Annotated in this window: 8 protein-coding genes; 1 reads left to right on the forward strand and 7 read right to left on the reverse strand. The window is 49.5% G+C overall.

What is annotated here, in order from left to right:
* Positions 1-92 precede the first annotated feature (92 nt).
* Positions 93-2,804, reverse strand: coding sequence for a glycosyl hydrolase family 95 catalytic domain-containing protein (locus NSU18_RS07940; protein ID WP_341148726.1), 2,712 nt, complete (start codon positions 2,802-2,804; stop codon positions 93-95).
* Positions 2,805-2,957: 153 nt separating this feature from the next.
* Between NSU18_RS07940 and NSU18_RS07945 the strand changes: the two genes are divergently transcribed.
* The gene (locus NSU18_RS07945) at positions 2,958-3,842 is read left to right on the forward strand and encodes an AraC family transcriptional regulator (RefSeq protein WP_341020631.1); all 885 of its coding nucleotides are present in this window, start codon (positions 2,958-2,960) and stop codon (positions 3,840-3,842) included.
* 84 nt (positions 3,843-3,926) lie between these two features.
* On the opposite strand, the gene NSU18_RS07950 is transcribed toward NSU18_RS07945, so the two are convergent.
* The 6 genes from NSU18_RS07950 to NSU18_RS07975 all read right to left on the reverse strand — a co-directional run bounded on the left by NSU18_RS07950 (position 3,927) and on the right by NSU18_RS07975 (position 13,490).
* Entirely contained in the window at positions 3,927-5,747 is a 1,821-nt protein-coding gene (locus tag NSU18_RS07950) for an ABC transporter ATP-binding protein (RefSeq protein WP_341148727.1), read from the reverse strand.
* Positions 5,686-7,485, reverse strand: a complete 1,800-nt coding sequence (locus tag NSU18_RS07955; protein ID WP_341148728.1) for an ABC transporter ATP-binding protein — start codon at positions 7,483-7,485, stop codon at positions 5,686-5,688. Before NSU18_RS07955 ends, NSU18_RS07950 begins: the two co-directional genes overlap by 62 nt.
* A 148-nt stretch (positions 7,486-7,633) precedes the next feature.
* Positions 7,634-9,355, reverse strand: coding sequence for a thiol reductant ABC exporter subunit CydC (gene cydC / locus NSU18_RS07960; protein WP_341020628.1), 1,722 nt, complete (start codon positions 9,353-9,355; stop codon positions 7,634-7,636).
* Positions 9,352-11,112, reverse strand: coding sequence for a thiol reductant ABC exporter subunit CydD (gene cydD / locus NSU18_RS07965; protein ID WP_341020626.1), 1,761 nt, complete (start codon positions 11,110-11,112; stop codon positions 9,352-9,354). Before cydD ends, cydC begins: the two co-directional genes overlap by 4 nt.
* Positions 11,113-12,126 carry a cytochrome d ubiquinol oxidase subunit II gene (locus NSU18_RS07970; protein ID WP_341020625.1) on the reverse strand — a complete coding sequence of 338 codons (1,014 nt, stop codon included), beginning with the start codon at positions 12,124-12,126 and terminating at the stop codon, positions 11,113-11,115.
* Positions 12,123-13,490, reverse strand: a complete 1,368-nt coding sequence (locus NSU18_RS07975; protein WP_341020624.1) for a cytochrome ubiquinol oxidase subunit I — start codon at positions 13,488-13,490, stop codon at positions 12,123-12,125. Before NSU18_RS07975 ends, NSU18_RS07970 begins: the two co-directional genes overlap by 4 nt.
* Between the last annotated feature and the right edge of the window lie 7 nt (positions 13,491-13,497).

Consider the following 13,497-nt stretch of genomic DNA (forward strand, 5'->3'; position numbering starts at 1 on the left):
AAAAGCAGCATTGTCTCCGCTCCCCGTTAAAGGAAGAAAGGAATGCTGCTTTTGCGCACGGCGATACTTCAAAGGTGTCTTTCCCGTCTCTCTTACCATTCAAACGTTACGCTAACCTCTGTTCCTTCACTTAGAGTGAATTGAATATATTTCCCCCGTGAGTCCTGTACCACATCCAACCTCTCCCCGTTGATCCGGGCCTCTGTCCAAGGAAGTCCAGCGCTTAACCGGATGACATTGTCATTCCTACGGGAACGCAGTACCAGATGCACTGATTTCGCAGGAAGATTCCAGGTTAATGTTTTGACTTCAGCCCAGGTTCTTGCCATAAGCCCATGTATAGAACCCGTCAGCCAATCGGAGGGCAACGCTGGCAGGATCTCTATTTCGCCTGTGTTCGAGAATAATAGCGCTTCATTCACAGCTGCCACAGTACCGAATAAGGTGTCCGTGCAATAACAATTGCATCTTCTGTTAGAATCATGATCTGTCATTAAGGAGCTGTAATACGCCGCATCTCTCATCATTGGCAGAAGGGATGACAGTACTCCGTCACCATTCTTCAACCTGGCTTGCACTAGTGCCTTATGCATCCAGCCGTGTCCTGCTGTATCATCGCCGGTATTCAACCGGTCTCTATTATCAATCGCTATCTTAGCTGCCCGTGTCAGCGCAGGATCGGCTTGTGTCTCATAAGCAGGCCATGCCGGATACAGATGGCTCAAATGACGATGGTTGTTATTTTCTGTATATTCATTCATTGCCCATTCGCGCAAAGCACCATCGTAGTCATATTTATAATCCGGCAACAGCTCAAGTAATGCCTTCCACTTAGCTATAGCTGCTTCATAACCCTCACGTTTGACTTCCCGTTCCATTGCAATAACCATAGAGAGACCATCTCGTGCAGCTGATATATCCATCGTGGCATTTGCCGTAATGGTGCTGTTATATCCGATAGGATGGTTTTCCGGAGAATATCCAGGAATAATCAAGTATTTCTCTCCCGGATCAAGCCGCGCTTTCCCCTGCCGATAACAAGCCTTCCCGTTAATATCCGTGTAATATTCCGGTGTGCAGATCTGCTCCCAAAAGTTGGCCTGCTTGGTCAGCAAGGGAAGCAGGATATCTTGCTCTAAATCCAAATATCCCCTGCCGAGCAACTCTGCGAATTCTTCATCAGCCAGCCCTCCATCTTCAACGCTTAGAATCGGCTTCAGCTTATGGATTCTCATCTGATCATTGATTGGTATCTGCTGATTCCCGCAGCATTGCCAATATTCATAAATGGGCAGAAGGCACCAGCTTGCTCCGGCATTCCAGTATTCAAACGGATAATCATTGTCATATTCGACATGCATTGCCCGGTCCCCGTCAGAGTTAACAGAGACCTGAATGGCATCGTGCATTCCGTAGGCCATTCGCGCATTGTATTCGAAATCGGGCGTATTCCGGAGAAAAAATGTAATATACCCGAGCGGCGCATAAGTTAAATGACCAATATTCATGGCTGCCACCTGCAGGTTCACATTGGCATCCAGCGTATAAATCCCCCGCCAGCCAGGATTCCACTCCCCGGTCCACATTCCATATAAGCGCGGTGCGCTTGCACCGCTGCAGCAGATCATGGCATACCGCCCCTGATTGTATACCTGCTCCATAAAGGCATGATTAACCCTTGCCGGGGTTGATTGCTGCTCAGCAATTAAGGTCTGGTTGTCCGAATTCCTGTGAGGTGCATCGCCTTCAATATGGAAGCTCACTGCATTAAATTCTGCGGAATGCTTGATAGTGTGAGCAGCCAGTGCCGCTTCATAATCTAAATGACCATCTGCTGCTGAATATTTTTGAACAACGGCACGGGTCCCTTCAAAGAGCTCGTCTACAATATTGTAGTGAGCCATTGCACCAAAATCTTCGATGCTTCCCATAGAATGTGTTCTGCATGAGCGCGTAATGAGATATACAGCATCAGCGTCCTTAATCTGGATTGCCGGGTTGGCCTCTTGACCAACGTTCACTGCTTCATGGTTGCCTTGCATCTGTATTCTCTTTTTGGTTCCATTCACAACAACAACCTGAGTCAAGCCGGCGTATCCCCCGTAAGCCAGTTCACTTTCCGCATAAAAAGGGTAATGCGCAACCTGGGCGAGAATGTCGGCATTTGCGTCCACCAGCTTTTTATATTGCAGTCCCTTCAGCTCAATGTGACCTTCGTTCGCTCCGCTCATCGAGGATATATCGTCAATCGAGAGGGTTATATTAACTTTTGCACCTGCAGAAGAAGCTGTAATCCTGGTAATTGAGACATTATCCTCACGAGAAGTAAAGGAAGTACGGACCCACTCCCCATTCTCATCGCTGTACCGTACCCCTGTCTCCGCAGTTTCATAATTCGTCCATCGCTGATATCCGCTTAAGCTTCCATAGGAGGGTATATTGAACCGGAGCTGATGGCCCGGATGGTAGCTGTAATAAAAGGTTCTGATCCGGGTAGATCCGTTAGCATCTGTAATCTTCCATTCATCGTTCTGCCTGTACACATTTTGCCTGGCGGCATCCAGTTGTCCTGTCAATTCTTGCGGAACCGCACGCGGGTCCCTGGAAGGATAGTTAAACCACATATTCTGAAAAATAAAGCAGTCCGTATACGGTGAGCCTGAAGTAATATATCCGTTCTCCCCGTTTCCGCTAACCATACCTTCCCGCCATGCATTTCCGGGATGAACTGCTGAAACTTCTGTATAGACATTTGCATAATTCCCCTTCTTATACATCCGTGCTGGTTCCGGTGCAATCGTCATTGGATCTCCTCCTGAGCGGTTTGGGCTAATGAATCACATTACATCGAAATTCAGTAATAATTATATCAATGGAGGCTGAGATTCGTTATCCTTAGAGATGACAAGGAAGAACAATGAATGTCGCATTTTGACAAGGGGGGGGCGTCCGGAAGAATGAACTTACCTAACATTAACATCGGTGATCTGGATATCAAGCTGACTCTGGGCACAATGGTATTGAACGTATTGTATGTCAAGTTCGGGTACTTCTATAAGGCTATGCCTGCACACAGCCACAGCCAGGGAAGCTACGAGCTGCATTACATTCCAACCGGCCAGGGGACTCTGATTGCACAAGGCAACCGTTACGCGATTTCGCCTGGCATGCTCTTTGTAACCGGCCCGGATGTCGTTCACGAGCAGATTCCCGATCTGGAAGACCCTATGGCGGAATATTGCATCTTCTTTGAGGTATTGCCCGGAAATTCCGTTTCTCCGAATGTAAAACATCAACACTTCAGCGAGCCGTCTCTCCCCGAACTGCTGGTAGCCAACCCCTTCTGGATTGGGCAAGAGGACGGTACCATGCTTTCCTTATTCGAGATGCTTGCCGAAGAGCTCTCCCGCGGGCGGATTGGGGTCCATCATATGGCGACCAACATTCTTGAGATGATTGTGATTTGCCTGTTAAGGCATTATAGAGGGAATCACTCCGTTATACCGTCCCTTCCCCTGAAGACTCTCGATGATAGCAGACTGCTCATGATCGAGAACTGCTTTTTATATGAGTACAACTCCATTACGCTACAACAGCTTGCCAACCAATTGGGGCTAAGCACCAGACAGACGGAACGAATGGTTCATAAGCAATACGGCATGTCCTTCCAAGATAAGAAGCAGCAAGCCCGGATGGGCGCCGCTTCAAGGCTTCTGCTCACTACACAAATATCGATTGGCGAGATCGCAGCACAGGCTGGTTTCGCTACCCCGGAGCAATTCAGCAATGCGTTCAAAAAGTATTTCGGCGAAACCGCTACTCAACACAAAAGGAAGCGTTGAAAACGAAGCCAATATCCATATACACATACGCCGCTAAGTTTAATACAGTAACACCGTTAAGAGGCTTGGGCTCTATAATTCTTGCTAAACATACCACTGCTCTTGCGTTGTATACAGCCTTGTATAGTCGCCATCTTGCTGTATGAGTTCGCTGTGGCTGCCAACTTCGACGATTTCACCGGCTTTCATCACAACAAGTCTATCTACATGCTTGCACAAGCCGGTCCGGTGGGAGACGATAATTGCCGTCTTGCCCTGAGCTACTGTAAGGAAATTCATCAGGATCTGATTCTCGATCAGCGGGTCGAGAGCACTCGTCGGCTCATCCATCACAATAAGCTCGCTATTCTTAAATAATCCTCTGGCGATAGAGAGCTTCTGCCATTGTCCGCCCGAAAGCTCCAGGCCATCGAATTCTCTGCCTAACATACAATCAAGCTGGGCGGGTTCAAATTCCAGATTAACCGCAGCAAGTACATCCAGAATATCATTGTCAGCCTCTAATCTGCTCAGATCCGAGATACAAATATTCTCTCTCAGAGTAAGGGAATATTTCATGAAATCCTGAGGAATGATAGAGCTCATTTGGAAAAGCGTATCCTGATTCAGCCCCTCTAAGGCTTCTCCATCATAGGTAACTGTACCGCGCTGAACGGGGTATAGTCCCAAAATCAACTTCGAGAGCGTTGTTTTCCCGCTTCCATTTTCACCTATAATCGCTATCCTCTCACCTTTATGAATTTCCAGATTAACTCCTTTGATGGATTGGCCAGCAGCGTTGGGGTAAGTAAATTCAAGCTGCTCCAGCTTTATGCTTTCGCTCAGCCCCTTTTTTTGCACAGAGCCTTTCTGTTCTTCATTCAAGTCCAAATAAGTATAGTAGTCCTTGGCAAAGGCTATCTTCTCAGGAAGGCTGCCTAAATCCATTAAGAACTTCTTCGTTTCATTCTGCACAGATAAGAAAGCCCCGATGCTTGCTCCGAACAAGCCTATGTTAATCTCCCCGGATAGGGTTAGGACCAGTGCGAGAACTACACTCGCCGTATAACCGATGACACGAATTGTATCGCAGAACAGCAAAGATAATGCATCCTTTTTACTGAATGCCCATAACTCCTTATCGATCTCAACTCTCGTTTCTTTAAATTGCTCGCTTAAGTACTGGTCGAACCCCATAGTTCGCATTTCTTTCACTGCGGTCTTATCATTGAACAGTTCCCATAAATAATCCCTGTAGCGGACCCGCTTGGTTTGTCTCTTCTTCAGCGCATAGAAATCCTTACCACGCAGCCTTCTCGCAATAAAATAGGGCATGACTGTCAACAAGGACAACAGAATAAACAGCAAATTGTAGCTGGCCAGCACAGACACCAATGAAATAATACTGATAGCGCTTGTAGCAAATACCGCAGATGACATATAAATTTGACTTAGAATTTCACGGTTTACACAGTCCATAGCTCTAGCTTTGATGTTCATGGTCTCGGAGTCCTCATACAGGATTAACGGTAACCGGGAGCTCTTGTGGGCTATAGCCTGTTTGTGATAGTCTGTGCATCGTTCATATACTCCGGCATTGATTGTAATATTAGATATAAACTGAAGGATCTGCTTCACTACATAGCCTGCCAGCAGAACTCCCCCGTAGAAAAAAAGAGGCTCCGCCTCCGTCCTTCCCTGCGAGTAAGAATAAACCTCGTTAAAAAGAGCGGCCGAAATAATCGTTATAAATACCGGAAAAATGCCCTCAAGCAAATAATACAGCGGAGACAAAATCCCTGACCAGGGAGCAGCCTTTAACGTTTGTTTGTATACTCTGAGCACAATCACCAGCGGTGTGTATCTATCCTTCATGGTTATCACTGTCCCTATACCAAGAGCTTTGCTTGCTCCATAGATTTGCATACATACCCTTCTGACTGATTAAGTGTTCGTGAGTTCCGTCTTCCACAATAGCACCGTCTTGGAGCACTAAGATACGGTCAGCGAATCTGGCGCTCGCCAATCGATGAGAGATAAATAAACAACCCTTCTCCCCCATCATATCTCTAAAAGTTGCGTACAATTCACTCTCAGCCACCGGATCTAATGCCGCTGTCGGTTCATCCATAATCATGAAAGGGCAATCTGCCAAATAGGCACGGGCCGTGGCAATCTTCTGCCATTGTCCTCCAGACAGATCTATACCGTTCTCCGCAATTTTCCCTAGAGCCGTATCCAAATCAGACAGAAACCCATCGGGTGCTGCCTTGGTTAAAGCGCCTCTAAGGTCATTGTCATTTCCTATTTTGGCTATGTTACCAAAAGCGATATTCTCCCGAAGAGTCAGTGAATACTTGCCGTAATCCTGAAAGATAATCCCTATACTGTTTCTAAGATTTTCTTGACTGATCTGGTTCAAGGGTACACCATGAATCAATATTTCTCCGCGATCTGGAACATATAGCTTCACTAACAGCTTTACAATTGTCGATTTACCGGCCCCATTCCCGCCAACCAAAGCAAGATGTTCATGCTGATGAATGGTGAAGGAGACCTTCTTCAGCACCTGTTCTGCAGTCCCCGGATATGTAAAGCAAACATCTTTAAATTCTATGAATGGATACGGTTCAGAGTCGGCAGGTGCCGGATGCACGGATACAGTTGTAATTTGCCGCTCTGGAAGCTGCATGAACATTTCATAATGCATAATCTCCATACAACGATGAGACAGCCGGGAGAACAGCAATGACAGATCATCTGCAATGCCCAAAATACTGCCGGATGCTCCAACCAAAGAAACGAACAACCCGACAGACACCCGCCCGTCCATGACTCCATGAATCAGCTCAAAGATTACTAGTCCTATCCACATTAGAAGCAAAAAGCTGCTGGCAGCAAAATAGCGATGAGACTTTATCGTCGTCATCAAGCGCTCTTTTAGCACCTTTTCCGATTTTTGTTTCCATTTACTCTGTATGTATCCGACCGCACCAAATACCTTGAGTTCTAGCAGGGATCTTTTGTCACTTAGCAGTCCCCCCAAGTAGGATAGTTCACGCTCATCCCGGGATTGGCTGGTGAACAGTCCGTTCATCATTTCCATGGCTTTGAAGTTCAGTACCACCATTAGTGTGAAGATTATCAAGAAGGCCACAGTGAACCAGCCCGATACCTGTAAAAAGATAGCCATCAAGCTCACTAAGCTGACCAGCTGCGATATCATCGTTAAGGTCTGAACCAGCACCTCCAGAATCTTTTCATCCGGGTGATTTCCCATTTTGTTCAAATGATCCTGTACCTTCGAATCCTCAAAGCAGGAGTACTCTATCCGGTTAAATTTCTCCACAATCTCTTCCATAAAATCCTTGTTCAGCTTACTCCTTAAGCGCAGGGTAATCATGCTGTCCATGAAGGTGCTATTCGCTGTGAAAAGCAAAGTAGCTACCAAGCCTGCTCCCCATTGGACAAGCTGATTCAGCGGAACACCATTATTGATATAACCTTGCAAAGAATCAATCAGATGCTGTGTTATGTATAGCGTTAGCGGAGTGGTCAGAGCCAGCAGCAGGATTTGTAAGAACTTCAAGATGATCAGATAGGGAGCATATTTGTATAAAATAGCAATGGATTTTATGGCTTGCTTGAGCATAATCTCATTCATTCTCTCTTTCTTTCATTTCCTAAAATATAACTATATTCCTGTAAATAGACAACCTGTTGAATTACAGAAAAAGGTTTAACCAGACAAAAAAACAACCCTGATATGCTTGGTGTCATATCGGGATTGTTTTAGGATGTAATTCTGTTGCCTATTGCTCTCCAATCATCTGCAGCTCAATCTGCTTCATCCGGTACAAGTACCCCTCTCGTTCCATTAGCTCCGCATACGAACCTGTTTCGATCACCCTGCCCTGCTCCATGACGATAATCCTGTCCATATCTTCCAAGCCGGTAAGCCGGTGGCAAATGAGCAGCAACGTATCTCCGGCAGACTGTTCGTACAGATGGGTTAACACGCGCCCTTCCGTTACATAATCCAGTGAAGAGGTCGGTTCATCCAGCAGCCATAACCGCCCTTTGCGGAGCATTACCCGCGCCAGAGCCAGACGCTGCTTCTCGCCTTCGGACAGGTTCTCTCCTTTTTCGAATACGACATTTGTTAATGCCATATCCGGCAATTGGGCCTTAGCCAGAGCTTCCAACAATACTTCGTCGGATTGTTCTTCTCCATGCAGCAGCAGGTTGTCACGGACCGTTCCGCGGAAAAAATGGCTTTGCTGCAATACGACATTCGCAGCTTCCCAGATGCCTGACTCATCCAGCTCTTGCACCGGAATACCGTTCAAACGGATGTCCCCGGATACAGGCGTGCGCAGCTTGAGCAGCAGATCGATCAGCGTGGATTTGCCGGAACCGCTCGGTCCGACCACTGCCGTTCCGGAGCCTGCCGGGAGCTGCAGCGACACCTCGGTCAGCGCGGGCCGCCACTCGTCTTCATATTGGAACGTAACGCCGGACAGCTCCACCGAAACAGCATCTCCCGCCGCCAGGGTGCCGCCCGGCTGCACAGGTAAATCACCAGCAGTCAGTACAGTTTCAGTCAGCCTGCTGGCCGCGTGCTCGCTGTCTTGCTTATAGGCTGGTAAAGTAGCCATGGCCGCTGCTTCTTCGAACACCGTCTGTGAGGCCATGACCAGCATAGCCAGAAATACGCCGGACAGCGAACCTTCCATAATTAGATAGGCCCCTAGCGTCAGTACACCCCACGATATAAAAAAGGTTACAAAGGTGTGCATTGCCTGTCCGCATAACAGATGGCCTGCTGCACGCTGCTGCTCTGCTGTCAGTGCTGCTGAAGCCGCCTGGAGCTGCTGCTCCCGCTGCGGCAATTGCCCGTACACCTTCAGATCGCGGAAGCCATATAATACTTCAGTCACTTCCGTTGACAGCAGCGCCCGCAGCTTACGGACACGCCCGTGTATCGCCCGCTGGCCCAGCAGTACGATGCCCGGTACAACCCATGCGGTTAGCAGCATCCCTGTTACAAATAAGCAGGCGATCCAGAACGAATAAGAAGCACTGAACACCATGGTTGCCAGAAACACCGAGATGACGATCACCGGCGGATAAGCGACACGCAAAAAATAATTCTGCAGGCTCTCTACATCGCCGACAATCCGCGCCAGCAGATCTCCGCTGCGGTTCTTGTTCAAGATACCGGGCGTTAACGGGATCAGCCGGGTAAAAAAGCCTGTGCGCAAACGGCTAAGCATGGAAAAGGTGGCTCTGTGCGAATACAGGCGTTCTCCGTAACGGCTTGCCGCCCGGAGCAGACCCAGCAGCTTGACCAGCGCGGTCAGTACGATCAGGGTGTAGAGCGGCGGCATGAAGACCGTCTGTGAAATCAGATACCCGCTTGCGGAGAAGAGGGCCACACCGGCTGCGCCGGCAATAAACCCTCCCAGAATCGACAGGAGAATATCCTTACGCTCCGCTATCATGGCCTTGGATAAAATCGCCAGTTCATTCATGCTGACCCTCCTTTTCGCTGCATATCAACCATCTGGGCATATTGAGGCATACGTTCAAGGAGCTCGTCGTGAGGTCCGGCCGCTGCTAATACTCCATGGTCCATAAACAAAATATTATCCGCTTGCCGGATCGTGTATAACCGGTGTGCGACTGTGATCATCGTGGCCTTTTGGGCCAGCGCTGTTATGGAGCTTTGCAGAATTTGTTCGGTCTGCAAGTCGAGGCCTACCGTAGGCTCATCGAACAAGATCAGGGCCGGACGTTTCAAAAAGGCCCGGGCTAAAGCAAGACGTTGCTTTTCCCCGCCCGACAGTCCCCTGCCGCCTTCCCCGACATAACTGTCTAATCCCTGCTCCAGCCCGGCAATCAGCGGTGCAAGTCCCGCTTCCTCTGCGGCCTGCCTGATTTCTTCCCTGGATACGTTCCGTCCGGCGCCGATGGCGATATTGTCAGCGAAGGTGCCGGCAAAAATATAAGGGTGCTGCGTAATGTAGCTCACCTGCTCAAACCATGAGTCTTCCTCCCACTCTGTCAGCGGGCTTCCGTTCACCGTCACTGTCCCTGATACCGGCTTCAAAAGCCCGGCAATGAGATGGAGTAAGGTTGTTTTGCCCGAGCCGCTGTGGCCGACGATGGCAACATGCTGTCCGGGTTCTATGGAGACAGACCCAGCCTTAAGCTCGAATGAACCGGGTGCATAGTGGAAATGTACACCATCGAGCGCAATGGATGGCGGCAGCTTGAGCAGCTTGGCTGAGGTCTGCCCGCCCGCTTCCGGCTGTGCACCGGTGCCGCCGCTGATTTCCGCAAGCATCTGCTCCACCTTACGGACCGCCCCCATACTGGTCCGCCCGCTGTGAAAAGCGGTGCCTGTATTTTTGAGCAGGTTGAAGAACTCAGGAACAAGCAGCAGCACCAGAAATGCCGTGTGGAACGGCATTGATTTGAACACGAGCAGCTGAATAGCCAATTCAAGAGCGACAATCCCGATGCCCAGCATGACGATGGATTCCAGCATGAACGTATTCGTAAAGGCAACCTTCAGAATATCCATGGTCGCGTCACGGTACCCCAGGCTACTGCGCTCAATCTGCTGCTGCTGGCGGCGGCCCTGTCCGAATATTTTCAAGGTCACCAGCCCTTGAAGCGAATCCAGGAAGGTGCCGGAGAATTCGGCAAGCTGCGCATACTTCTCTTCCGATTTATTCTTCGTTTGCAGTCCCACCAGAATCATGAACAGCGGGATGAACGGTGCCGTAAACAGCAGAATGAAGCCGGTATTCGCATGTAAAATGAACGTAACGACCAGAATCAGAACCGGGATGATCGCAGCTTCGGCCATCCGCGGCATGTATTGACTGAAGTAGCTGTCCGTCTCGTCCACTGCATCCAGAGCCACACTGACCTTTCCTCCCGTCTGCCCACGCAGCGTTGAAGGCATGGAGGCATGGGTAAGCTTTTGCAGCACGGCTGAATGCATATTTGCCTTAGCGTCGGCCGCCATAGCCAAGCCTATTCTTCCGTTCCCGTATAACAGCAACGTGCGGATCGCCATCACTGACAGCAGCAGCGCGAGCAGCAGTGCAACCGAAGATAAGGAAGCCCTCTCCACGAACACCCGCTGCACCGCTTCCGCCAGTAGCCCGGCCTGACTTACAATCGCAATACCGAGCAGGAGCGATAGGACGGCCAGCATAACCAACCGTTTTCGTTGCCGTGACATTTGCTCAGCAATCAGGCTTGTTGTCTTGTTCATTTATTTCTTTCCTTTCACATAATCTGCGTCAAAGAGGAACAGCTTGAACACCAGAATCAGAGAAGGAATGAGTAGGCACATCCCGCCGATGAATACAATGACGAGCGCCAGGCCCATGGCCGGTGAAGTGATGCTGTTCTCCAGCGTAATGAACGGGTCCAGAATATAAGGGTACTGCCCGATCCCGTAAGCGAAGAAGGCGCATAGAAATTGCAGCATGATGCTTATGAACGCCAGCCCGTAACGGCGTCCGCTGTACAGCAGCCACATGGCAAGCATGAAGAAAGCGACGGACAGCGCAAGCAGCCACCATAAATCCATCATATTTTGAAAATGCCGCTCATTGTGCTGTCCCAGATAAATAAAGGCCGTCAGCGCGGTAACAATCGTCGGCGTGCTCCAGAACAGCGCATAGGTGCGCATAAGCTTCAGCGCGGGTTGATCCTCAGCCCGGGAAGCATAAAAGGCCAAAAAGGAGGCGCTGATGAACAGCACGGATACAATCGCCAAGCCTACAATGCACCAGGATAAGGGGTTGGTGAACAATGCCCAGTAATCCAGAGACACGCTCTCCCCCTGCTTGAAGATGAAGCCGCCTTCCGACAGAGTGAGCGCCACGGACAAGGATGCGGGAATCAGCAGCCCCGAAGCGCCGTACAGAAAGAGGTATACGATGTTATTTTTGGACCCGTAATTCTCGAACGCATAGAACGAACCGCGGATCGCGATGAGGATCACAGCAATGCTTCCCGGAACAAGCAGCGCCGAGCCGTAATAATAAGCGGTATCCGGGAAGAAGCCGACAAGTCCGATGTAAAAAAAGACGAAAAACACATTCGTAATCTCCCAGACAGGCGATAAATAGCGGGAGATCAAACGGTTAATCAGATGATCCTGCTTCGTCAGCCGCGCATAAAATGCAAAGAATCCGGCTCCAAAATCAATGGAGGCCACGATTAAATAGCCGTATAAAAACAGCCAGAGCACTGAAATTCCAATCAGCTCATAACTCATTTTGCGTGCTCACCCTTTCCTGTTGAGTTGCCTCCGGGAGGCTGATGCCACTTCTCCATCTCGGTTTCCGCCGGATTGTCCTTGAACATGCGCCGCAGCACAAGAACGCATACAGTTCCCAACAGGATGTACAGCAACAGGAAAACAAAAAACAGGATTCTCACGCTCGGGGATGTCGTTGCCCCCTCTTCTACACGCATGTATCCCCTTAAGATCCAGGGCTGGCGGCCAATTTCAGCGTAAAACCAGCCCAGCTCGACTCCCAGAAAAGCAAGCGGTGCGCCTAACGCGATGGCGCGGAGCAGCCATTTGTTATGCTCATTGCGTTTTTTCCAGAATACAAACAGGAAATACAGGAATGAAATGCCTAATAGGGCGAACCCTATACCGACCATTAGATCAAACAAATAATGAACCAGGAGCGGCGGCCGCTCATCCGCAGGAAATTCATTCAGACCGGTCACCTCTGCATTGAAATCGCCAAAGGCGAGGAAGCTGAGAAATTTGGGAATGTGCAGTGCGCCCAGCACCTCATGCTCTGCGTTAAGCCACCCTAACAGAACCAGATCTGCTCCGCTCTCCGTTTCAAAATGCCACTCTGCCGCTGCCAGCTTCTCCGGCTGATGCTCCGCCAAAAATTTCGCAGATACATCTCCAGCTAGTGCGTTCAGCAGTCCAAACACCATCACCACGGCCATCATCAGCTTCAGCGCTTTTTTATGGTATTCCGAAGCGCCCTTTCTGAGTAGCGCAAATGCGGCAATGCCTGCCAGCAGTGCAGCCCCGGTCAGATAGGCTGAGCTTAAGACATGGAACACCTTGGAGAACGTCGCTGTATTCAGCATCGCCTCCACCGGATTCACAGCTGTGAATTGTCCTCCCGCCATGGCAAAGCCCTCAGGCTGATTCATGAACCCGTTTACAGTCGTGATAAACACAGCGGACATCCCGGCACCGGCAACAATCGGGATCGTAAGGAGCCAGTGGATATACGGCTTTTTGAAGCGGTCCCAGGTATAGAGATAAATGCCCAGGAAGATCGCCTCAAAAAAGAACGCAAACACCTCCATAAATAGCGGAAGCGCAATCACGTTACCGGCCAGCTTCATGAAATTCGGCCAGACCAAGGCCAGCTGCAGTGAAATCGCCGTACCTGTCACCACGCCAACGGCTACAGAAATGACAAACCCGCGGGCCCATCGCTTGGCCATTAACGTGTAGTGAGCGTCTTTTTTGCGTATGCCCATGAATTCTGCAATAGCAATCATCAGCGGAACCCCAACGCCAATTGTTGCGAAAATAACGTGGAACCCCAATGTTAAGCCTGTCACCAGTCTGCTCCACAGCACAGTATCGATGCCCATTACGTTA

This window comes from Paenibacillus sp. FSL H8-0048 (assembly GCF_038002825.1).
Classification (GTDB): domain Bacteria; phylum Bacillota; class Bacilli; order Paenibacillales; family Paenibacillaceae; genus Paenibacillus_AQ.